Below are 22,204 nucleotides of genomic sequence, written 5' to 3' on the forward strand. Positions count from 1 at the left end.
TGCTCAAGTTTCTCTTTTGAGTTCCGCTTCAGCCCTGGCAGGCGCCGGCCGACCCCGGCAGACGCCGGCCGACCCCGGCAGACGCCGGCCGACCCCGGCAGGCTCCGGCCGACCCGTCCTGAGAAGGAACGATGGACCCACTGACCGCGCAGTTGAAAACGATCAAAGTGCGTTTCGAAGACGGCGTGCTGACCAGGGAGGACATCGACAAAGCGATCGCCCTGTCGGAAAACGCCGAAGCGAAGCACAGCCCGGGTGACGGCCGCCAGAGCCTGCTCTATCTGCAAGCGCCCACGACCAACCCCCATTCAGCGGTGGTCGGCATCAGTATCTACGAAGACGGGACGGATTCCGACGGGCTCGACGACAACGGCGAATTCCGGTACCGGTCGATCAAGGAGGCCCTGGACGACGGCTGGCGCATCATCAAGTTTCCCGAAGCGTCCCTCGCCATGCGGGAACAGGATACCTACGGGCTCGGATACGAGTTCGTGCTGGAGCGATGGAGATAGGAGATGGAGACCGCGATGACCGGAGCGCCTTACGGAGAAAAGATGGACTGCGCGCCGACGCTGACGGACCGCGAGGTGGTCGATTTCTGCCGGAACGGTTACCTGATGCTCCCCGGTGTCGTGCCGGACGACGTCAACAGGCAGGTCATCGACTACCTGGACCGCGTCGACAGTACCTACGAGCCCACGCCCATCATGAAGGAGTCCTTCTTCTTGGACGGCGTGCTCATGAACCCGCAGGCGGCGGGCGCCGTCCGGTCGCTCCTGGGAAGCGGCTTCACTCTGCCGCTCATCATCAGCAACCACCGGGGTCCCCTGCCCTTCGACCAGCCCCAGAACTGGCACCGGGACGGCGGCACGATCTATACGGACCAGCTGGAATACCTGCAGGTCTTCTACTATCCGGAGGAATGCACCGAGGACATGGGGCCGACCGTGGTGCTGCCCGGGTCGCACTTCATGCGGAACAAGGCGCCCATGATGGCCCATCTCGGCTCCATACGGGGGACCGTATCGTCGGCCGGTCCGGCCGGCACGATCTTTCTCACCGTCTACGGGATCTGGCACCGCAGGTCGCGGGCCACATCGGGCCCGAGAGGCAAGAGCAGGTTCCGCAACCTGCTCAAGTACAACTACTGGCGGACCGTACCGCCGCGGCGAGACTGGATCACGGAAGAGGACATCGACTTCAACACCATCAAATTCGATCCGCCGTCGGGCGTGTTCGAGCAGTTCCAGGGCGCCATCGCGGCCGCACGGATGTTCACCTGGCTCTGCGGCGCGGAGGACGAGTACCGGAAAAGAGGCGGACAGTGCTGGCCCATCGCCACCACCGTCCGGGAAGGCGTGAACCAGGAGGGGGCGCCCAGGTCGCTGGCGAACCCGTAAGGTCCGGCGGGTGGCTGCGGTCCGGCACGGGAACACGGACCGGGCGTCGGGCCGAGTAGGGACCGTCGCAACCAAGACCATCAACCCATCGCACAAAAAGTGCGGTCGCCGGAGGGTGAATTCCGCACGGAAAGAAGCAGGCCATGAAAATTACCGACATCGCAATTACCCATATCAATCCGAAACTCGCGGAACGGAACGTCGACAAGACGGTCCAGTTCAGGACCATCGATACCCAGACGGTCTTCAAGGTCACCGCAGACAACGGGGTGGTCGGGTTCGGGGAGAGCCGGGGTCACGTCACGATGGACATCGGGGACGTGGAGCGGTTGACCGGCAGCAGTCCCTTCGACCACATCAACGCGGGCTATCCCGTGGGTCTCATGGGCGCGCTTTACGATCTCATGGGCAGGCATCTCGAGATCCCGGCCTACAAGCTCATGGGACAGAAGGTGCGGGACCGGGTGCCCGTCGCGGCGTGGACCCGCGTAGCGTCCCCCGAAGAACTGGCCGACGAGGTGGTGCGCGCCGTGGACGAAGGGTACATGATCTTCAAGATGCACACGGGCGAGTACTACGATGTATACGAGCAGAACAGCGCCGTGGAAGAGGTCGCTCCGGCCGGATTCAAGATGCACTACGACTTCAATCACAACCGGTCACTCGCCGACGTGTCGCGCATCGTCGAGCACCTCGAGAAGTCGCCCGTCGTCGGCGTGATCGAGGATCCCATGGCCTGGCGCGACGTGGAGGGCTGGCGGCGCCTGCGCGAGCAGACGTCGATCCCCCTGCTGATGCACGTGCCGCAGTTGGGCGGCGGTCCTGAGATCGCCCTTGGATGCGCCGACGCTTACATGATCGGCGAGCACGGCATCGGAATGAGCCTGAAGCGGGGGTTCGCCTGTGCCGAGGCGAACGTCTCCACCGTGATCCAGATGACCGGGGGCACGCTCAATAAGGCGATGGCGCTCCACCTCGGCGCGGTGATTCCCAACGTGATGCATACGGTCAACCTGGACGACCAGTACGGAGAGGACGTGACCGGCGGCCGGATCGAGGTGGCGGACGGCTGTTCGCCCGTGCCGGAGGGACCCGGCCTCGGCGTCGAAGTCGACGAAGACGAACTGGTGCGCATCGCCGGGAACCCGGTCACCGAGCTTCCCCGGCACATCGCGAAGACCCGCCTGCCCAGCGGCAACATCTACTATACCATCGGGTATCCCTCGGTCCATCGGCTGACCGGTTTCACCGAAGGCAACATCCGGGGAATCCGGCTGGACATCTGGGAAGAAGACGGCAGTTCATCCTGGCAGGAGACCTACGACTGGATCGAACGCCGTGGACCCTTCATGCGCAAGGAGTCGGAATGAACGAAACACCCCGCATACTCGTCACAGGTTCCGCCGGCGTCATCGGAACAACCATCGTAAACGGACTTAAAGACAAATACCCCCTCCGCGGTTTCGATCGGGTGCCGACTCCGGGCCTGGAAGACGAAGTCGTGGCGGACATCACCGACATGGACGCGGTGCTTCAGGCCACCGAAGGGATGGACGCGGTGATCCACCTGGCCGGCAATCCCTCCGGCGGCGCGTCGTGGGAGGAAATCCTCCACGCCAACTTCATCGGGACCTATACGCTGTTCGAAGCGGCCAATCACAATGGCGTGCGCCGGGTGGCCTTCGCCAGCAGGGCCGGATTGCTGGCGCCATATCCGCAGGACGTGTACCGCAGGATCGACATGCCGCCCCGTCCGGAGAGCTACTATTCCATCAGCAAGGTCTTCGGGGAAAGCCTGGGATACATGTACGCGGTGCGGTTCGACATGGAGGTCGTATGCGTGCGCATCGGGAACTTTCAGAAACAGCGGGACCTGCCCGGCCATCCCCACCACCTCAGTCACGGAGACGCGGTGCGGGTGTTCGAACGGGCGGTCATCCACCCCTGCGTCCGGTTCGAGGTCGTTTTCGGTGTGTCCGACAGCACGTGGGACCTGTACGACCTGGATCACGGCCGCCAGGCGATCGACTATTTCCCCCAGGACAAATCAGTCATCGATCCGGAAGCCTGATCTTTCTGGCGCGTCTGGCCGCGGCCGAACGCGCCTGGCCGTGTCCGGTTAAAGCGACGTCCAGCCGCCGTCGACCATGAGCGCGACCCCGGTGACGTACCCGGACGCGTCGGAGGCCAGGAAGACCACCGCGCCCTTGAGGTCCTCGTTGTCCAGCATGCGTCCAAGCGGCACGCGATGTTCATACCGTTGCACGAACGGTCCGGGCTGTTCATTGAAATATCCGCCAGGGCAGATGCAGTTGGCCCGTACGCCCTGCTTCCCGTAGTAGTTCGCGATGTACCGGGTGAAATTGATCATGCCCCCCTTGACGAAGGTGTAGTCCGGCGGTTGCTTCATGCCGGTTTCTTCGTAAAGGCCGGGGTCGTTGGCCACGACGCCGTAGATACTCGATATATTGATGATGCTGCCGCTACCTTGGCCGGCCATGACGGGGACGAAGGCCTTGCAAAGGGCGAAGAGCCCCACCATGTTCCCCTGGGCGCTGGCGGCCCAGTAGTCCGGAGTCTGCTCGTCGAAACCGCCGCCGCGGCCGACCACGGCGCTGTTGACCAGGACGTCCACGCGGCCGTAACGGTCCATTACTCGTCGTTTCAGGTCGTCGATCGATTCGGTACTCGTGATGTCCAGCGCCTCGGGGTGGGTGTCGAATCCCCGTTCGTTCAGTCCTGCGACGAACTGCCGGTTGTTTTCCAGGTCCCGCGAAGCGACGACCACCGTGGCGCCGGCCTCGGCCAGGGCCTCGGAGATGCTGCTTCCGAACTGCGGTCCGGCGCCGCCCGTGACGACGGCGATGCGTCCGGCCAGGGAAAAGCTGTCGAGTACGCCCATGAGTAGGCTCCTGTCGTTCAACTTTGTAGACAATTACTAGACGGTGTATCGACAAAGTATATATCGTGCCATCATGCGGGACAAAGCCTTTGTACCCGCCGGATTCGACAGGTAAGCCGTAACGCCTTGCAGGTCCACGAGTAGAGATCTGAAGCCATTTCGCCTGAGGAGCAGACCATGATCTGGGGGAGCGGAGACTATTGTTACGAGAAGGTGCCGGAGTGGGGATCCGAGCGCACGCTGGGCATCGCCACGGCCGTGGCCGTGGATTCGCGGGACCGGGTCTACGTCGTCGACAGGGAGCCGAGTCCCGCCGTGGTGGTCTACGACCGGGACGGCCGCCTGCTGGACGAATGGGGTCACGACATACTGGCCCTGCCCCACGAGATATGGATCGACTGGGAGGACAGGATCTTCATTCCGGACTGCAGAGATCATACCGTCCGGGTGTTCGCGACCGACGGCACCCTGCTACAGACGCTGGGAGAGCCGAACCGGGCCGGAGAGCCGGGCAAACCCTTCAACATGCCGACGCGCGCCGTCAAAGGCGCTTCCGGGGACCTGTACGTCTCCGACGGGTACGGGCAGTGTTTCGTGCACCGGATGACGCCCTCTGGAGACCTGGTCCGGACCTGGGGCGGAAGAGGTGCCGAACCCGGCCGGTTCACCCTCCCGCACAACATCTTCCCCGTGTCCGACGGCCGCCTGCTCGTCGCCGACCGGGAGACCAATAACCGGATCCAGGTTTTCGATTCCGAGGGCAGCTTCCTCTCGGAATGGCCCGGCCGTCCCGCGCCCTGCGGCCTGTTTGTCGATGACGAGGATACGGTCTTCCTGGGCGAGGGCGGCGGGGTCACCATCATGAACATGGACGGAAGGCTCATCGCCCAGTGGGTCGTCCGGGGCGGACCGGTCGACCGGGCCCATGGCGCCCACAGCGTCTGGGTCGACCGCCACGGGGATATCTACGTGGGCGAGGTGGGCGTGGAGAACCTCGTGCATAAATACGTCCGCGTTTGACGGACCGAATTTCCCTGAATACATCCCCGCATGCATCTATGAATCCTCTCCCTTCCGACCGACATTTTCCCCGATGGATCTGGGCCGTCTACGCGGCCCTCTTCGCCCTGTCGATACCGTGGTACCTCCCGGAGATTGAACCGGTCCCGGTCTGGATCGGCGTTCCGTACTGGGTCGTGATCTGCCTGGCGGCCTGCCTGGCCATCGCGTGCTTCACCGCGTTCGTGATACACCGATACTGGAGGGAGGACGGATAACCCATGGCGGATCAGCCTTACGGCCCCGGCGCCTTCGCCTTCCTGGCCGCCTACCTCGTCTTCATGATCGTCCTGGGATACGTGGCCCGGTCCCGCCGCCGGGACGATTCCATGTCCTCCTTCTACCTGGCGGGCAAGAACCTGGGCGCCCTGGTTCTCTTCTTCACGCTCTACGCGACCCAGTACAGCGGAAACACGCTCATCGGCTATCCAGGCGAGGCCTACCGGCTGGGATACGCCTGGATCATGAGCGTCGGTTTCATGATGGCCATCGTGGTGGCCTACCTGCTCTTCGCGCCGCCGCTCTACCGCGCGTCGCAGCGGGGCAACTTCGTGACGCCGGGCGACTGGATCACCCATCGATTCGGTGCGGACGGAAGATCCGGACTGACCCTCTTCGCCGGCGTGCTGTTCGTGGTCGCCATCGCCAACTACCTGCTCGCGCAGCTCCTGGCGGTTGGGCACATCGTTTCCGGCCTGTCTGGCGGCGCCATTCCGTTCTGGGCGGGCGTGGTGATCCTCGCGGTCATCATCCTGTTTTATGAGACCCTCGGCGGCATGCAGGCCGTGGCGTGGACCGACTGCATCCAGGGCCTGCTTCTCTTCGTCGGCCTGCTGGGCATGCTGGCCGCCGTGGTCGCGGGGAGCGACCGCCTCGGTGAAGCGACGGCGTGGATCATCGCCCATCAGCCTGCGAAAGCCGCGCTTCCCGAGGGAGAAACGATCCGTACCTGGATCAGCACCATCCTGCTGGTCGGCTTCGCCGCCGCCGTCTATCCCCAGGCCATACAACGCATCTTCGCCGCCCGGAGCACCCGCAGCCTGAAGCGGTCGTTCACCTTCATGGCCTTCATGCCCCTGGCCACCATCTCGGCGGTCGTGCTCGTCGGGATCCTCGCCATCCCGCAGCTATCGGGCCTGGAGGGTGTCGAAACCGACCAGGTCATGCCCCGCCTGCTTCGGGTCTGGGCCGCCGAATCGCTCTGGCTCTACGTCATGACCGTGCTCGTCCTCACCGGCATCGTCGCGGCGATCATGTCGACGGCCGACTCCGTCCTGCTCAGCCTCTCTTCCCTGCTCGTCAAGGACGTGCTGGGCCGGTTCCGGATGGGTTCGCTCCCGGAAGCGCGCCATACCGCGTGGGGGAAGCGCCTGTCCTGGATCATCATGGCCATCCTGGTCCTCATCGCCCTGACGCCGGATCTCACCCTGTGGGGACTCATCGAGCTGAAGATGGAGGTGCTGATCCAGACTGCCCCGCTGTTTGTACTTGGGGTGCTGTGGCCGCGATTCAGCGCGTCAGGCGCGGCCGCGGGCATGGCCGCGGGCACGGTACTCGCGGCCGGGCTGACCCTCGCGGGCATGGGCAAGGTCTGGGGCTGGCACGCCGGCGTGCTGGGCCTTGCGCTGAACGTGATTGTGGGGGTGGCGGTGAGTTGGGCAGGGCGTTCCCATCGGTTCAGATCACCGAATATACTTGACTTTTGTAACTAAATGACATATATTAGTCGCTACGTCGGAACATAGTCGGATGTCAATTTTCGAAAGGAGTAAAATCATGAGAAGTGGCGATGAAATGTTAAAGCAGATCGTAGAGAAGTCCTCCCTGGATTCGGATTTCAGGCAAAAGCTGATCGCGGACCCGAAGTCGACCATCTGTGAGGAACTGGACATTACGATGCCGGAATCCATGTCGATCCAGGTCCACGAAAGCGATATGCAGACGGTACATATCGCACTGCCCCCGGATGCGAATATCACCGAGGAGCAGCTTGAAGCCGTCTCGGCCGGACTCTGCTGCTGCTGGTAAATCGAATCAACACACCGGTTGTCATGCGGATGCCTGGCAGTCGCATGATGTGGTAGATAAAAAAAGTCCTCCCCGATCATCCTGGTCGAGGAGGACTTTTGCTTTGATGGCCTGACGTTTCGCTCGGTTCGAGCGAATGGCGTTCAGTTCGCGTGCGCACCGGAAAGCACCATGTATAGATAGGCCTTGGCCTGTGCCAGCCGGTTTCCGGATATGACCAGCTTGATGTGATGTATGCCTCGCAACATGAGAAAAGGCCCGGTCTTGCCAAACAATGTCGTGGGTTTGGAAGCCCAGTCCGCAAGGGCCGCGAGCTTCTCCGGAACGACATAATCCTCATAGCCCAACGCATCCAGAACGGGATCCCAGTCGGTCATGCCGTCGATCCAGTAACGGGAATCCTGCGTGTACCTCTGCTTGACGATGGGCGTCAGCCCGAGTGTGGGCCCCAGCCCGTCTGCCCGCACGTCTACGTTTAAGCCAGCGCTCACGATGTCCGCCCTTTCCCTCAGGCGCGCGAGCACGGATTCGACCGCGGAAACCTGCCCCGGCCATCCGGTGTTTTCAAGATAAGGGCCGATTCCGTCCTCCGCGCTGAAACCCATGATCGCCAGGCGGACCGTGCGCTTCCGGGACGGAAACACGCCGAAGGAGTCCAGGCGCGTGTCTTCCGGTTGCGCCAGGTAGACCCGTTCGGCGTTTTCTCGCTCAGCGGCTATCCTTTCCCAACCGACGCTGGAAACGAGGGCGTCGACCACGATGCCGACGTCATGCTGGAGTCCGGCGCCGCCGAACAGCGTGCGTTCGTTGGGCCGCAGAAACAGGCCCGGCAACGATTTTTCTTCACCCGGCGCCGAGCCTACGTCATACTCCAGCATCAGCTTCCGCCCCACGATCTCTCTCAGCGACGAATGCTCGGCTTCCATTTCCCCGAACAGCCGCCTTACCGCTCCAGCCGTTTCATCCGTCTCGTCTGTCCGCGCTTGCGCTTCAAAAAAGTCCCCCGATCGGTTTCCGCTTGCCAGCGAGACGCCGAAGTCCGCCACGGGCCGGCTATCGTGCAGCGGAAGTTCAAAACCGAAGGGCTGGGCGCCCATCGTTATGGGCAGTTGCGTCGATTGTTTCAGTACAAGCCCCCATTCCCGCGCTCCGATCAGACCGGGTGAAATCCCATTTCGCAACTGCGCCAGCAACTCGGCCATCGTTTCGCCCTCTATGGCGAGACGATCCTGGGTGTGCAGGACGGCATCGTCGATATTCACCTTGCCTCCTTACACGATGACCGGTGCGGGGTTCAATTCGGCCTCGGTCAGGGGTTGATTGCGAAAGCCCATGTCGACCGGCACGTCGTACAGGCGCCCCGGGGCGAATCTCGCCCAGAAATGGCGCATGCCCGGTACGATGACCCGCGCCACCGGCATGCCGATGTCCGGCCGGGTCTGGTCCAGCACGAGGAACTCCATGCCCCTGGCTTCGATCAGCGCGCGGCAGCAGTCCACGTCTTCCCGTGTATCCGCGGTCTCGATCGCCGGATACTGCGCGGCCTGCCTGAGCGGCGCGTCCGTCGACGGCGCCAGCCAGGCACAATCGGCGATTCGAGCCGTCTTCCACCAGTTTAGCGCCATGGGATCGTCGATCATGGGCTGGTTAGGTCGACCGGATCGGCCAGACTGTGCGGGCTGACCGGTTAGTCCGGACCGACCCGATTGACCGCCGCCTACGCTTCCACCGGGCCGGGGAAGCCACGTCAGGCACTGGTTCAACTCGCATAAGGCGCGCAGGGCCGCCAGTCGCGGGTCGGCATGGGCGCCCGCGCCGTATATGATGTCCTCGGTTTCCGCGTCCGGCCGCCGGGAAAGCGCAACGAAGGACGGAATGCCCGTATCGGACGTCACGTCGAGCATCCAGACCTCCCGCTCGCATCGTCCGTAATAGTCCGTGGCCGACGCGAGGAATGGGTCGTCAAAGCTGGAGAGATCCACCCCGGGGACGCTCAGCCGGTTATACCACCAGATGGCGAAGGCATCGCGCTCGACCAGTTCATAGAAACCCTGCAGGATGGCCTCCTCCAGGGTGTTCCCCGCGGCGCAGCCGTTGGAATCGGCAATCACTTCGGCGGGTCCGCGCTGTTCCGGCGCCATGCTGTAGAGCATCGACGTCGGCAGGTATCGATGCCGTCCTTGCGTGAACGACCACACGGGCGTCCAGTCGATTTCGGCGGCGGGATTGAAACGAGGCGGGACGATGTTGTAGGGGTGGCCTGCCGTGTTGATGCTTTCCGCGTTGTCGAGCTGGTCGTTACTGAACAACTGCACGTCGTTGGGGTGGATCGCCCGGTCTTCGGCGGCGAAATCGACGAATTGACCGCGGGTACGGATTTCGTCTCCGCTAAAAGCGCCTGAATGACGTTCGATCGCCTCGCAGAGGGCACTGGTCTCGGACTGTTCCCGCGTACTGCCCTTGCCGGCGCTTTTGCTGCGCAGGCTGCGCCTGAGCGAACTCAGGCTCCGGCTTCTCATACCGGGATTGCTCCCGGCCCAGTAGACGTGAAGCCAGGCGTCATGCTCACTGGTCGTGCGCGCCAGCCAGGTTACGATGCCGCTTACCGGGCTCACAAGGTGGCGGTATTGCGCCAGGGTGGCTTCCGGCGTCACGGCCCGCGCACCGCCGCTGTTGCGGTGGAGTTTGGGGCTGGCCTTGAGACGCAGCGGCACCGGCGGCCGGTCGGGCCGGTGCAGCGCTTCTTCGCCGCAGGCCGGACATTGCGGCCGGCGCAGGACCGTATGCGTCGAGCTCGCGACCGCGCCGACATGCAACGAAATTGCCTGTCCGTCGATCGGCGCCGATTCCTCCAGCACCAGCCACTTGACGATTTCAGCCGAAACCAGCCCGTATACCGCCTCAAGCGCGACAGGTTCGGCGGCGAACGGCTTGAAGGCGGCATCCTCGCCGGCAACGTGCCGAAGGAACTGGTGGGCCTCCTTGTGGCCCCGTAGCCGGTGGGCCAGGCAGTCCCAGCAGGGGCCCTTCCGGTCCGCGTGAAAGACGGGTCCGAACAGCGCCTCCATGCCGTGCGGACGCACCAGCATCCACGGCGCTCCCGCCTCGAGCCGGCACCGATTCACCGCTGCAAACCGCGCGTCGAGGTAATCGTCGCATACGATAACCTTGAGCTGGACGTCGTCGTCGGCCACCACGTCGGCCACCACGCCGGCGCCGCTCGTTTCCAGCTGCCGGGACAGCCTTCCGTCGTCGCCGTCGACAGCGACGCGCGAATCCGCCAGCCGTTGTTCGACCCATCGGGGCGATGCGCCGAGGGACGTCCAGTATGCCGCCCGGGACCGGTCCATGCCATGATCGGCGGAGATGACATAGCCCCGGTCGGAGAGCGAAACGATCGCCGCGCGCACATCGGCCGCGGCATAGCGGCCCTCGAGGTCGGCGACGATGCCGGCCAGGGGACAGCGGCCGTCGAGAAGAGGAAGCAGATCGCAAAGCAGGGCGCCGTGCAGCAGTGTATCGAAGGACTCGGAAACCAGCAGCGTCTGCTGTGCGCCGATGACGTGGGATCGCAAGTGCGGGGTAAGCGCGGGAAGATCGACGAGGCCCAGGTCATCGGGGGTCGTTCTCGTGAGTTTCCCCTGGCGGGCATTCTTGCTGGTCGTCCCTGGCGTCCCGGGTTCCCGCGTCTTCTCGGCAGGCGCTTTCATGCGTGTGCGGCGAGCGTATCGATCCGGGCGGCGGCGCGGGTGGCGGTTTCGTCGACCGCCGACGCCAGCGCATCGAAGTCCTGCTGCCCGCAGGCGTTCGCCACCAGGGATTTGACCTTCGCTCCCGCCGTTGCCGCGTCGAATCCGTCCTCTCCGACCAGCCGCATGACCCCCTGCAAGTCACGCCACAGGTTAGCGGCTTGCGCCAGCGGCTCGTCGCCGGCGGCATCGAACACCGCCACGGCGGACGGCGCAGGATCGTCGAGGAAGTCACCGGCACGGTTCAACTGCAGGAAGCGCGCGGCCTGCTCGACATCGTTCAATCCGCCGGGCATCTGGGCGTATGCGGACACACTCGTCTCTGCGCGGCCTGCCGGCTGTCCGCCCGATCCGGCGTACACCGCCGCGTCCGTACTGCATTCGGCCAGGACCCGGCGCCGCGCATCATCAAAGCGGCTTCCGATGCCGGAACCCTCGGTCTCGAAGACACAACGGGTCCGGGTGAGCACGGGAACCCCGCCGGAAGCCGGGTCACGGGCTTGCTCGGCCAGATCGGAGAGCGATACCGCTGGCATGGCCTCCACGCCGGCGGAGACCGGGGAGAACAACAGGTTGTCCTGCGCCAGGTCGGCCAGGGCCTTGCGGAAACTCCGGCACAGGCGTTCATTCGCGCCGGACTGCGCGCCGTCATGGACGAACAGCATGTCGACCGCTACGCCGGGATAGGCTTCCCGGCTGGCCAGATCACCCAGGAAGATGGCGGCGACCTCGCCCACGCTGTCCGTGCCGTACCGCTCGCCGAAATCCGCCACCACGGAGGCAAGCACCGTCGAAACCGACGCTTCGGAGAGATTGGACAGCGCCGTCCGCGCCTCCGCCGGGAGCAGGTTTCCGCGCACCACGTGCATGCCGATCTGAAACGCCTTGTCGTTCGACCAGTTCCGCACGATCTCGGCGGTTTCCCTCGCGTCGACCACGGGCAACTCGACGATCAGGTCCTTCATTTCCTGAACGCCCATTTCGTAGGTCCAGTAGACCCGTGCAAGCCCGCGCCTTGCGATCGACTCGAACTCCTCGTCCTGCTCGAATCCCTTGGGCAGGTCGAGATCGAGGAATTCCTGTTCCTGCAGGTTATCCAGGAGCTCCGGGTTCCGTTCGATCCATTTCGCGAGCCGCGGCGCGGCGCCAAATATCTCGACGATCATGTCAAAGGCGTCGGGACGCTTCGCGGCAAGGGGACTGTCGTAGACGCTCCAGTCTTCGATCTCCGGGTAGAAGTGCTTGCGCCACTGGTCCACCAGCGGGTCCATCTTTTCAAACCACTTTTTGGGCTTCAGGACGATGTTCATCATATCGGAGTAGGTGCCTGGCAGTTCCGGCGATTCGTCGAGACTGACCTGCAGCAGGGGATACTGGCGGGATGCCACCGCGTGATGGTCGGCATGTCGCTGCGCATTGAAAAGCATCCAGTTGCTGAACTTCCAGTCGGCACTCCAGGAATGGCGGGGCATGATCTTCTCCCACCGGCCGTTTTCCAGGCGGACCCGGCGCAGGCCGTAGTGCTGGAAGTAGTTGCTGATCTTCATCGAAAAGACGCAGGACAGGCCGAGGAAGGCGAAGACCGGGACCGCCCAGATCCCGCCCATCCAGAAAACCAGTGCGTACCAGAACGCGACGCCGAAGCCGTAGCGCCAGAAGGGATTGCTGTAATGCCACATGGTCCGGCGGCGCCGTGCCAGGCGTTCTCGTGCCACTTCCCATGAATTGACGAGGTTGCTGACGATTTCCTTGGGCATGTACCGCCAGAAACTCTCCCCCTTCGGCGCGGACCCCACGTCGTAGGGCGTGCCGACCAGGGCGTGGTGGATATAGACGTGCTCCGTGGCATACTGCGGATAGGAAGCGGAAGACAGCAGGAACTCGCCGATCCGGCGTTCCCAGGTCGTGCGCCGGTGAATCAGTTCGTGGCCTACCACGAACACGGCCTGTGCTTCCATCGTCAGTATGATGGCCAGCACAACGTCCTGCCACCAGACGAAGGGATCCGCCACCAGGATCTGCCACAGGCCGAAGACCAGGGTGGGCGGCCACAGAAACGCCCATGACCAGACCGGCAGATTGTGCCAGATCAGGCGGTGTTTCGGCGTCTTCCACGGATCCATTATGCGTCCGTCCCGTCCGAACACCCGGTCGAAGGACCAGGAAAGACTCATGAAGACCATGGGCGGCAGGAGCCACCATCCGCCCCACAACGCGGCGAGCAGAATCAACGGGAAAACGCCCAGCGGCAGGTAATGCGGGAGGGCGGTCAGGATGGACGGCTCGATCTCCTGCGTTGCATCGGCCTGGCCCGGTCCGGTGCCATTGGTTTCAGCGCGGTCGATTTCAACTGGATTTTGTGACATGGCTACACCTCCTTGGTCAGCATAACCTGGCACCTGCGCGGGCGTTTTCTCGTCACCGCAAGACTCAGGTTCGCAGGAAGGCGGCTAAACGCTCGAGCGCTTCGATACAGAACGCGGTGGTCACGGCTTCGGAGCCATGGCCTATTTGTCCTACCGCGCCGAACTTCAGTGTCTGATCGCCGAAGGCGAGCAGTTCCGGCCAACTGCCGTCCCCGCGTTGCGCGGTCAGGATGCGCCTCAACGGCCGCGTCGCGTCGGTCCTTTCCAGGCATCCCGCGTCGCAGAGCGTCGACACGGCCTGGGCGGTCTGCAGGACGTTGCCGTAACCGCCCTCTTCGTCCGCCAGGCCCAGGACACGATCCGCGAGGACCGGGCGCAGCCGATCCAGGGCGGGCGACACGCGTCGCACGGCCCGGGCGACCGCGTAACAGATCGCGATCTCGTCGGGGTACCACTTGGACGCGTCCTTGAGATCGCCTTCGGTGATCAGCGCCTCCAGCCATCGCTGGGCATCCCTGGTTTCCGGGCAGTCGCCGAGCCAGGCGATGACGTTTGCGTTGACTACGGGGTCGGCTTCGATGCGAAATCGCGACACGACATCGGGTTCGTCGCCCTCCAGCATCCAGGTCATGAAGCGGCCTTCCCCATCGCGGTTCGCCAGTATCCGAGGTATGTTCCTCCCCAGCAGGATCCAGGGGTGCGTTCCGATCACCAGGGAACAGAGCGAGGTGCTGTCGAGATCCTGGGGAAGATGACGGTAATAGCGCCAGAATCCGGGATATTCGATGGTGTCGACCAGATAAGTGCTGGTCGCGGTGCAGATGGATCTGGCCTTCGCTTCCCGGCAATTTTCCAGGGCAAGGACGCAGAACGCCGAAATGAAGGGAGGCCTTTCGAAGTGCCGCGGCACCTTCGGATCGGCCACGTTGAACCGGATGCAGTGCCAGGCGCCATGCTCGTCTATCGTCGACTCAAGGAAGTCAAGGCCACGGCGGATGCTTTCTCTGGCCGCTTCCGCCAGCACCTCGGCGCCGGCGTCGCTACCGGGGACGCGCCCCGCCTCGTCACCCGGCGGCCGTAGGGGCGGGGCGGGATCGTGCATGGTCTTGCGCAGAAACGCGAAGGACGACGCGCCGGTGCGCGCCTCCTCCCGTTCCTCCCTGGTAAATCGGTTGCGAGGGGGCAGGACGATATGGGTCGCGGCGGCGGTCTCTTCGTGCACGTGAATCTCGTGGTCTTCAGCCATCGTCACGCCGAACTCCTGCTCGATGGTCTCTTTGGGCCTGGCAAGGAGACGTTTCCTCAATTCGTCGTCGTCGCCCGCTTTCAAGATAAGTAAATCGACCGCATTAGAGGACTTTTTCATGAACGTCTGCTCCGTTTACACGGGTCTTGTCCGAACGTGCGGCGTGCGGATCAGGCGATTTGCCGCCTGATCAGTTCCTTGAATACCCCGTCGGTCTCCTTCAGTTCGTTGAAAGAGCCGCTTTGGACGACCTTGCCGGCTTTCAGCACGTAGATGCGATCGGCCTGCTCGAGCGTGGACAGGCGATGGGCGATGACGAGGCGAGTGGAAGTCAGCGCGGCCAGGTTCCGCATCACGCTGGACTGGTTCTCGTTGTCCAGCCAGTTCGTCGCCTCGTCGAACAACATGATACGCGGGCTGCCGATCACCGAGCGGGCGATCGTGATGCGCTGGCTCTCGCCGCCCGACAGAACGGAACCGCTGGTGCCCACCATGGTCATCATGCCCATGGGCATGGCCTTGATCTGGTCTTCGACCTCGGCGGTCCGGACCGCCGCCCATACTTCATCGGTCGACACGCCTTCATAGTGGCTGACGAGGTTGTCCCAGAGATCCTGGGGATGGAGTCCGACCGATTGGGGTACCGCGCCGATCTTCCGGCGCACCTGTTTCAGATTCAGGTGCCTCAGGTCGCGCCCGTCGTAGTATACCGCCCCGGCGGTCGGCCAGTCGATGCCGAGCGCAAGCCGGAACAGGGTGCTCTTCCCGGCGCCGGATTCCCCGGCAATGGCGACGAATTCGCCGGGATGAGCGCGAATCGTTACGTCGTCGAGGATCAGTGGTCCGTCGGCGTCGTAGCGGAAAGAAACATGATCGAACAGGATGTCCCCGCCCAGGTATTCGACCGGTTCGCCTTCCGTACCCGTCTCAGGCGCCGCCGAAAGCAGCGGACGCATCTGCTCGAAGGCCGGCAGCATGGAGGCCAGGGCGCCGATGGACTCGCCGAGCCGGGCGATGGTGGACTGAAACACGATGAAGACCGTGTAAACGACGAGAAAATCGCCGACCGGCATGTTGCGATCTCCCGCCTCCATTACCGTGAACAGGAGCACGCCGGCGGCAAGGAATGGCAGTGCGGCACCAAATGCCCGAGAATGCCCCTCCAGTGCGCCCAGTTCGATCTCCGCGCGCTTCTGTGCGCGATAATCCCGTGCCCAGATGGCGTAAGCCGAACCTTCCGCGTTATCCATGCGCAGCTTGGAAATGCCCCCCACGATCTGGAAGAGCCGGCCGGCCACGCGCCGGGCCGCCCTGATCATCCATCCGTATGGAGAGATCTGGCGCAATCCCAGCACCAGGGTGACCAGCAGCGAAACCAGGCTGAAGAGGAGGGTGACGATCCCGAGGGTGGTGTCGTAGAAGAAGATGACGCCGAAAACCGGAAGCAGGAATACCAGCGACAGGAAACAGTTGGCGACGACCCCCCGCAATCCGTCGCGGAGTTGCTGAAAGGTCATTCCCGACATGGCCAGGTCGCCCGCCGGATTGCGGTGCAGCATGCCGGGTGGAAGACGCATGAGACGGTCCCAGAAGGCGGCTTCGACTCGGGAGGCCGAGCGCCCCTCCAGCCGCATCATCGCCATGTTCTGGAGCAGGTGCAGCATTGCGCCGAGCAGGCCGAAGGCCGCAATCGCCACGGCGACCGCGTATAGCATTCCAGCGCTTCCACCCGTCGTGATGTGGTTCGCTACGTACCCGAGGGCGAGCGCCGGCAGCAGCCGGATCATGCCGTATGGAAGCCCGGCGATCACCATCCGTGCCCAGTCCGAGGCCGAGCCGCGCAGGGCGATGCCCAGCAGGTCCGCCGGTTTCACACCCCTTGCCGGCAGGGGCTGATAGAACATCCAGGCCTCTTCCGCCAGCGCGTCCGAACCGGCCAGGCGGGCCGCCGAGACCCGTGTGCGTCGATTGCCGGCCGGGTCAATTTGACGGTATCGTCCGAACATGCCCGGCAGCAGCGCCACGGGCCGACCGTCGTCGGCGCGGTAGGCCAGCAGCGCGTTGCTGTCACCGTGCCACCAGCGGTCCTCGGCGTTGAAACGCACGCGCCGGGCGCGCACGCCGGAAGCGTCAAGTATGTCCACGAGGCCGACGGGGGTTTCGGATTGGCCCGATCGCGCCGGGATCTTGAAATCGATGCCTTCATGACGGCCGATCAGCTGCAGGGCATCCGCAAGTGCCGTATCCTCGGCACCGTCATCCCGGTCGGTCGGAAGGTCGTAGATATTGTAGAGTCGCTGACGCGCGGTGTTCTCGGCCGTTCGGCGGCTCGCTGTCCGCGCCCGTTCGAGATTGACGGCATCTACAACGACCAGCCGGCGGTTCAGGCGCTCCAGGGTGAATGCGACCGCGTGGAACGAGGCGAGTGCCGCCAGCAGCCTGCCCTGCCGGGCCAGTGTTTCCGTTGACTGACCGGTCAGCGTCGCCTCGTCGACCAGGGTGAGCCAACTCGTCCGGGCCAGCGGGATGACCGTCTCGTGGGGGCTGCCCGTCTCCGCAAGTTCCGCCGTGTCGACGATCCCCATGAACAGGCCCGCGCCGGACGGCGGTTCAGAGATCCATACCACGCCGCGACGGACGGACAACGTACAGGGCGCCAGCGTCTGCGTCAGGCCGGGTTCGGCCAGCGCGGTCGGACGGGGAGGGGGGATGGCGAAACGCGCCAGCGTCTCCGTAATGGCGGTCAGCCACGTGTCGGTCTGTTCCGCCAGTTCCGCTGGATCCACCCGGGACAGCAGGGAAGCCGGCAGACGCTTGAGCAGGGTGCCCGGCATTCCCCTGGCGATGATACTGAGCGTGGTGTCTGTTTCACCGCCCAACCGGTGCGGCGCGACCCCCGGCAGCAGCCAGCCCGATTCCCGGCGCAATAAGTGCTGCGGCGCCGCCTGCTCCGTCCCGTTTTTGAGTTCGACCAGGAACAGGTTGACGACGCCCTGGTCGATGAACCAGACGCTGTCCCGGTCGTCGAGGTAGACGGGCAGGTTACCTGCGCAGGGCACGGATTCGCCGAAGCGATCGGCGAGTTCGGCCAATGGCGAGTATTTCGGTTCGTTGGGCTGCATCAGTTCGACCTGACCAGTTTGTAGTACGTGCTGTCCCGGTCGGCGATCAACTCGTCGTGCGTGCCCCGTTGTACCGTAATGCCCTGGTCCAGCACGATGATCTCATCGCAGTCCCGCACGGTACTCAGGCGGTGCGCCACGATCAGGCAGGTGACCCCGCGCCGCCGCAGCGCATCATCGACGTATTCCTCCGTGGCCGCATCGAGGGCGCTGGTGGCCTCGTCCAGGATGAGCACCGTGGGGTTGCCCACCAGCGCGCGGGCGATTTCCAGCCGTTGGCGCTGGCCGCCGCTGAAGTTCGCCCCTCCTTCTTCGACGAGCGTCGCATAGCCGTGGGGCCTGAGCAGGACTTCGTCGTGAATCTGGGCGTCCCGCGTCGCGGCAAAGAGGACTTCGTCCGGGATGGCCGGGTTCCACAGCGTGATATTGTCGCGCAGGGACGCGGAAAAGAGCACGATCTCCTGGTCCACCATGGAGATGGATTGCCGCAGCACCTCCTCGGGGATCTGATCGCGCAAATGGTCGTCAAACATGATCTCGCCCGACCAGGGCTGGTAGACCCCCGATACAAGCCGCGCGAGGGTCGATTTGCCGGATCCGCTTGGACCGACCACGGCGATCCGCTGGCCCGGTTTGATCTCGAGGCTGAAGTCCTTGATCAGGGGCGGCCGGCTCCGGTTGTAACCGAAGGTGACGTTACGCAGTTCCAGCTGGCCGGCGAGCTGGAGCCGGCCGTTGAACGTGTGTATCGCATCCGATTCCGGGTTTCTGCGACGAAAGACCGGATCCTCATCGGTTTTGGATATGTCCTCGAGCCGTTGCAGATCGGTTTCGAGGGCCTGGCGGTTTTCGGCGAACTCCAGGAAGCGCTCGACGGGGGCCAGGAACATCTCCGCCAGGATGAAGAATCCCACCAGCATGCCCAGCGACATTTCTCCCTGCATGACCATCATGCCGCCGATGCCCAGGATCGCCGCACTGCGCAGCGCGTCGACCAGTCCCGGCAGCGAGGCGTTGACGGAGCCCAGTTCCGAATACAGCTGTCGTGCGCGCAACTCCCGGGCCTGTTGCCCGCTCCATCGCGAGAAAAACCGGTCGTCCGCCCCCGTCATCCGCAGATTGTCGGCATGGCTCAGCATCTGCATGCCGAGACCGATCAGCAACCCCTGCTCCCGCCTCATCGTCTGACTGCGGACGGCTCTGAGGTTGTTGAGAAAACGGGCAAGCACCGCGTGCAGCAGCGCCAGCACGATCACGATCAGCGTGAGTACGGTGTCGAAGGCGAACATCGCAATGAGGAACACCGCGCTCATGGCCATGTCGATCACGAGCACCAGGAACTGGTCCGCCAGGTTTTTGGCGATTCGGTCGGTGGACGACACCCGGTCAGTGATGTCGCCGGCCAGCCTGTTTTCAAAGAACTCCACCGGCAGGCGAAGCAGCCGTGACATCCCGTTGCTGTAGCCGGCTACCGATACACGGACCGCGAGCCGCTTGAGGAACCGGTGCTTGAGGAGAGACAGGACATACACCAGCACGCCTCCGCCCAGCAAGGCGGTTACCAATCCGCCCCAGGTCCCGTGCTTAGCCATGACGTCGTCGACGAAAACGCCGAGCGATGCCGGAACGACCAGGGTCAACATCGTCAGCATGAGTCCGCAGGCCACCACGCCGGTCAGCAGTCGCCATGACCCGGCGATCAGGCCGTTCAGTTGCCTGAACAGGTCGGGTTGCTCGCCGCCGGGCGTAAAGTCCTCGCCGCGCTTGAAGCGAAGCGCAATGCCGCTGTAGCTCTTCTCGAACTCTTCGGCGGTGACCCTGCGCCGTCCCGTGGAAGGGTCGTTGAGATAGTAGTAGCGGCTGTCGATTCCTTCGAGGACGAGGAAATGGCTGAACTGCCAGAACAACACCAGCGGAAATTCCAGCATTTTCAGTTGCTCGGCGCGCACGCTGAGGCCGTTACACTCGAGACCGTAGTGCCGGGAGGCACGCAGGATGCTCGCGGCACTGCTTCCGTCCCGGCTCACCTCGCATTTTTCCCGCAGTTCGGTGAGCGGCACCCATCTCCCGAAGTATCCCAGTACGATGCCGAGACAGGCCGCGCCGCACTCCGATGCGTGCATCTGCAGCAGAACGGGCGTGGATATCCGCTGCGCCGAGTCGTCCGCGGCGTTCTTGTTGCCGGCTTGTTTGGTCGTGCTCACCGTCATCCTGCGGTCACCTCATGAGGAACAGCCCGATCGGAGACTGCCTGCCCAGCTCGATGACGATCCGGCACTTCATGCCCGCCAGGGATTCCAGATCCCGGTCTTCCGAGAGTGCGGTCTCGAGCGTTATATCGATGCGGTGAACGGATACCGGCGCCGCGGTCTCAAAGGCGGCCGGCCCGCCCGAGACGGGTTCGGCGGCGATGGCTCTAACCGTTCCGCCGGGTGCGTATGTATCTCCATCCGCCGGCTCCGGCTCGATCAATACCGGCATCCCGGCCGCGATATCCGGTGCGATTTCACTATTGATCCAGGCGAGGGCCTCTACGGAGATGCCGCCGTCGGGAAGGGTTTCCCCCTGCTCCACGATGACGCCGTCCACCACGATACTGCGCGCCACGCTGCCGAAGAAAAACCACGCCAGGAGGGCACACAGAAAAACAGCGATCGCGGCAACCAGCAGCCGTTCCCGCGGCGTGGATATCGTCAGAAGCCGGTCGAGTTGCTCGCGGTCTTCCTTCGCCTCCGCAACGGTTTCATGAAATGAGTTCAGCAGATTGTTAAACACGGGCGTTTAATGGTCTCCTCATGGTAATTAAGCGGGGTAGTACGCTCACGAGTCGGGCCGGTTTGCATGCTCACGATAGTTAAATCCGACCAGTACGATGCATATATTATGATATGTTATATGTTTCAAATCAAGAAATGTCACGCTGTGGACTTCACGGGACGCCGTCGCGGACATCCGGAACATGAGCCTTTGATCGGTATCGAGGTTGCCCTAAACCGGCGCCTGTCGGCCGGTCCAGCCCAGTCCCTGGGACATCTGTGCGTAACTGGTGAGCGGCACCGCGCACATCCGGTGCCAGTCGGCTTTGTCGATGACCGGCCGGTTCAGCAGTTCGAGCATCCCATCGAATCTGCCGAGTGCATCGCAATCCACCGCCTCGGGATCCATGGCCTTTCGGTGCCGGGGCCAGGCTCGTTCTCGCGCGTGGCGCCAGAACGCGCCGTCGTAAATCGAACCGCAGGCATAGTGCCAGCCGACGAAAAGGCCGTAGCAGAGCATGTTGTTGATGAGAAACCGGTTGACCGAGGGCGCGTCGCGCCCGAGATGCGCCGCCGGCCGATTGAGGCGCGTCTGGAGCACCATCCCGACCTGCAGTTGAGCGGACACGATCGCCGTCGCCTCGAGGGGCTCCATGAAAGCCGCCGCGTTGCCGATGCGGGCCACGGCGCCGTCATAGATCCGGCGATGGACGAAGTTCGGAAACGGGATGACGGCCCGTTGCTCGAATTCAGCCACGCCGTCGGTCTCCAGGAATGCGTCAAAGTCCGATTCGACTTCCGCAAGGTCGGATACGTCGCGGTTGAAGATGTACCCGTAAGACGTGTGCACCGTCAACGGAATGACGAATATCCAACCGTGAGGACGGGCAACCGCCCGCGTGTAGGTATGTTGCCGTACCGGTCCGTTCCGCCCGTCTTCGATGATCGTCGGGCAGCGCCGGATGACGGCGGTATTGGTAGGGATGAAAGAAATGTCGATGTGCTGATCGGGGTGCAGTTCCTTCGGAAACCCACGGGCATCGAAGACCAGGTCGTAGCGTTCCGACTCCCGGCCCTCGAATTCCACCTGCGCGCCGTCCTCCACCCTGGTGATGTCGAGCACTTTCGCGTCGATGTGGCGCGCGCGCGTGCCTTCACGCAGCAGGTCCGCCATCAGGTCGGCGGACAGGTGGTAGGCGTAAGACACTTGCTGTGGGGTGAAGTAGTGGGTGAAATCCCGGTCGCGCCGGCCCCATCCCTCGAAGGCGACACCGTACTTGCGTGTGCCCTTCAAACGTTGCTGGACGGTCTCATGGGGCAGCCCCGTCAGTTTCTGCAGTTCCTGCACCAGGCTCGGCCAGCTGCCTTCTCCCACCCCGATGACCGGAATGCGCGAGTCATAGATGTGGTGCAGCTCGTGGTCGCCGTCGGGGTGAAGACGCGTTACGCTGGCGGCCGCCAGGGATCCTGCGGTCCCCTGCCCGATAACGGCGATCTTCCGTAACGATTCCGCGCCCGGCTGGATCATCCCGAGTCCTTTCGCAGGTACGGTTTTTCATTTCAAGTGAAGACGCAA

The 22,204-nt window shown here is 63.7% G+C and carries 17 protein-coding genes; 8 read left to right on the forward strand and 9 right to left on the reverse strand.

All coding sequences use genetic code 11. The features are described 5' to 3' along the window. Window positions 1-131: 131 nt before the first annotated feature. The 4 genes from F4X08_05995 (at window position 132) to F4X08_06010 (ending at window position 3,471) form a co-directional block, all read left to right on the forward strand. Entirely contained in the window at window positions 132-512 is a 381-nt protein-coding gene (locus F4X08_05995; protein ID MYD25343.1) for a hypothetical protein, read from the forward strand. Window positions 513-515: 3 nt separating this feature from the next. Next, entirely contained in the window at window positions 516-1,400 is an 885-nt protein-coding gene (locus tag F4X08_06000; GenBank protein ID MYD25344.1) for a phytanoyl-CoA dioxygenase family protein, read from the forward strand. Between the two features lie 143 nt (window positions 1,401-1,543). Then, window positions 1,544-2,770, forward strand: coding sequence for a hypothetical protein (locus F4X08_06005; protein MYD25345.1), 1,227 nt, complete (start codon window positions 1,544-1,546; stop codon window positions 2,768-2,770). Then, window positions 2,767-3,471, forward strand: coding sequence for an NAD(P)-dependent oxidoreductase (locus F4X08_06010; GenBank protein ID MYD25346.1), 705 nt, complete (start codon window positions 2,767-2,769; stop codon window positions 3,469-3,471). Before F4X08_06005 ends, F4X08_06010 begins: the two co-directional genes overlap by 4 nt. A 48-nt stretch (window positions 3,472-3,519) precedes the next feature. Here the strand turns inward: F4X08_06010 and F4X08_06015 are convergent, their stop codons facing one another. Continuing rightward, complete coding sequence (locus F4X08_06015; protein ID MYD25347.1) at window positions 3,520-4,302, reverse strand: SDR family oxidoreductase; 783 nt, start codon at window positions 4,300-4,302, stop codon at window positions 3,520-3,522. A gap of 177 nt (window positions 4,303-4,479) precedes the next feature. On the opposite strand from F4X08_06015, the gene F4X08_06020 reads away from it, so the two are divergent. The 4 genes from F4X08_06020 to F4X08_06035 are packed head-to-tail and all read left to right on the forward strand — an operon-like array spanning window position 4,480 to window position 7,389. Further along, entirely contained in the window at window positions 4,480-5,322 is an 843-nt protein-coding gene (locus F4X08_06020) for a hypothetical protein (GenBank protein MYD25348.1), read from the forward strand. Between the two features lie 38 nt (window positions 5,323-5,360). Then, window positions 5,361-5,579 carry a hypothetical protein gene (locus tag F4X08_06025; protein MYD25349.1) on the forward strand — a complete coding sequence of 73 codons (219 nt, stop codon included), beginning with the start codon at window positions 5,361-5,363 and terminating at the stop codon, window positions 5,577-5,579. A gap of 3 nt (window positions 5,580-5,582) precedes the next feature. Then, window positions 5,583-7,073, forward strand: coding sequence for a sodium:solute symporter family protein (locus F4X08_06030; GenBank protein MYD25350.1), 1,491 nt, complete (start codon window positions 5,583-5,585; stop codon window positions 7,071-7,073). A 37-nt stretch (window positions 7,074-7,110) separates the two neighbouring features. Then, window positions 7,111-7,389 carry an NHLP leader peptide family natural product precursor gene (locus F4X08_06035; GenBank protein ID MYD25351.1) on the forward strand — a complete coding sequence of 93 codons (279 nt, stop codon included), beginning with the start codon at window positions 7,111-7,113 and terminating at the stop codon, window positions 7,387-7,389. Window positions 7,390-7,532: 143 nt separating this feature from the next. Here the strand turns inward: F4X08_06035 and F4X08_06040 are convergent, their stop codons facing one another. The 8 genes from F4X08_06040 to F4X08_06075 form a co-directional block, all read right to left on the reverse strand. Continuing rightward, window positions 7,533-8,651 (reverse strand): hypothetical protein, encoded by a 1,119-nt coding sequence (locus tag F4X08_06040; GenBank protein MYD25352.1) that lies wholly within the window; start codon window positions 8,649-8,651, stop codon window positions 7,533-7,535. 9 nt (window positions 8,652-8,660) lie between these two features. Next, on the reverse strand, window positions 8,661-11,099 hold the full coding sequence (locus F4X08_06045) for a TOMM precursor leader peptide-binding protein (protein MYD25353.1): 2,439 nt from the start codon (window positions 11,097-11,099) through the stop codon (window positions 8,661-8,663). Continuing rightward, window positions 11,096-13,504, reverse strand: a complete 2,409-nt coding sequence (locus F4X08_06050; protein ID MYD25354.1) for a hypothetical protein — start codon at window positions 13,502-13,504, stop codon at window positions 11,096-11,098. Before F4X08_06050 ends, F4X08_06045 begins: the two co-directional genes overlap by 4 nt. Window positions 13,505-13,568: 64 nt before the next feature. Then, window positions 13,569-14,870: a hypothetical protein gene (locus F4X08_06055; GenBank protein ID MYD25355.1), complete on the reverse strand. Its 1,302-nt coding sequence runs from the start codon at window positions 14,868-14,870 to the stop codon at window positions 13,569-13,571. A gap of 50 nt (window positions 14,871-14,920) precedes the next feature. Next, window positions 14,921-17,872, reverse strand: a complete 2,952-nt coding sequence (locus tag F4X08_06060) for an ATP-binding cassette domain-containing protein (GenBank protein MYD25356.1) — start codon at window positions 17,870-17,872, stop codon at window positions 14,921-14,923. Next, window positions 17,872-20,082: an NHLP family bacteriocin export ABC transporter peptidase/permease/ATPase subunit gene (locus F4X08_06065; GenBank protein ID MYD25357.1), complete on the reverse strand. Its 2,211-nt coding sequence runs from the start codon at window positions 20,080-20,082 to the stop codon at window positions 17,872-17,874. Before F4X08_06065 ends, F4X08_06060 begins: the two co-directional genes overlap by 1 nt. 7 nt (window positions 20,083-20,089) lie before the next feature. Next, the gene (locus F4X08_06070; GenBank protein MYD25358.1) at window positions 20,090-20,647 is read right to left on the reverse strand and encodes a hypothetical protein; all 558 of its coding nucleotides are present in this window, start codon (window positions 20,645-20,647) and stop codon (window positions 20,090-20,092) included. 213 nt (window positions 20,648-20,860) lie between these two features. Further along, entirely contained in the window at window positions 20,861-22,156 is a 1,296-nt protein-coding gene (locus F4X08_06075) for a tryptophan 7-halogenase (protein MYD25359.1), read from the reverse strand. Window positions 22,157-22,204 lie beyond the last annotated feature (48 nt).

It is taken from the genome of Gemmatimonadota bacterium, assembly GCA_009841265.1.
In the GTDB taxonomy this organism is placed as follows: domain Bacteria; phylum JAAXHH01; class JAAXHH01; order JAAXHH01; family JAAXHH01; genus JAAXHH01.

What these genes read in the sequence shown, in the direction of transcription:
- F4X08_05995 (MYD25343.1), top strand. Translation starts at nt 132, where the DNA reads ATGGACCCACTGACCGCGCAGTTGAAAACGATCAAAGTGCGTTTCGAA.
- F4X08_06000 (MYD25344.1), top strand. Translation starts at nt 516, where the DNA reads ATGGAGACCGCGATGACCGGAGCGCCTTACGGAGAAAAGATGGACTGC.
- F4X08_06005 (MYD25345.1), top strand. Translation starts at nt 1,544, where the DNA reads ATGAAAATTACCGACATCGCAATTACCCATATCAATCCGAAACTCGCG.
- F4X08_06010 (MYD25346.1), top strand. Translation starts at nt 2,767, where the DNA reads ATGAACGAAACACCCCGCATACTCGTCACAGGTTCCGCCGGCGTCATC.
- F4X08_06015 (MYD25347.1), bottom strand. Translation starts at nt 4,302, where the DNA reads ATGGGCGTACTCGACAGCTTTTCCCTGGCCGGACGCATCGCCGTCGTC.
- F4X08_06020 (MYD25348.1), top strand. Translation starts at nt 4,480, where the DNA reads ATGATCTGGGGGAGCGGAGACTATTGTTACGAGAAGGTGCCGGAGTGG.
- F4X08_06025 (MYD25349.1), top strand. Translation starts at nt 5,361, where the DNA reads ATGAATCCTCTCCCTTCCGACCGACATTTTCCCCGATGGATCTGGGCC.
- F4X08_06030 (MYD25350.1), top strand. Translation starts at nt 5,583, where the DNA reads ATGGCGGATCAGCCTTACGGCCCCGGCGCCTTCGCCTTCCTGGCCGCC.
- F4X08_06035 (MYD25351.1), top strand. Translation starts at nt 7,111, where the DNA reads ATGTCAATTTTCGAAAGGAGTAAAATCATGAGAAGTGGCGATGAAATG.
- F4X08_06045 (MYD25353.1), bottom strand. Translation starts at nt 11,099, where the DNA reads ATGAAAGCGCCTGCCGAGAAGACGCGGGAACCCGGGACGCCAGGGACG.
- F4X08_06050 (MYD25354.1), bottom strand. Translation starts at nt 13,504, where the DNA reads ATGTCACAAAATCCAGTTGAAATCGACCGCGCTGAAACCAATGGCACC.
- F4X08_06055 (MYD25355.1), bottom strand. Translation starts at nt 14,870, where the DNA reads ATGAAAAAGTCCTCTAATGCGGTCGATTTACTTATCTTGAAAGCGGGC.
- F4X08_06060 (MYD25356.1), bottom strand. Translation starts at nt 17,872, where the DNA reads ATGCAGCCCAACGAACCGAAATACTCGCCATTGGCCGAACTCGCCGAT.
- F4X08_06065 (MYD25357.1), bottom strand. Translation starts at nt 20,082, where the DNA reads ATGACGGTGAGCACGACCAAACAAGCCGGCAACAAGAACGCCGCGGAC.
- F4X08_06075 (MYD25359.1), bottom strand. Translation starts at nt 22,156, where the DNA reads ATGATCCAGCCGGGCGCGGAATCGTTACGGAAGATCGCCGTTATCGGG.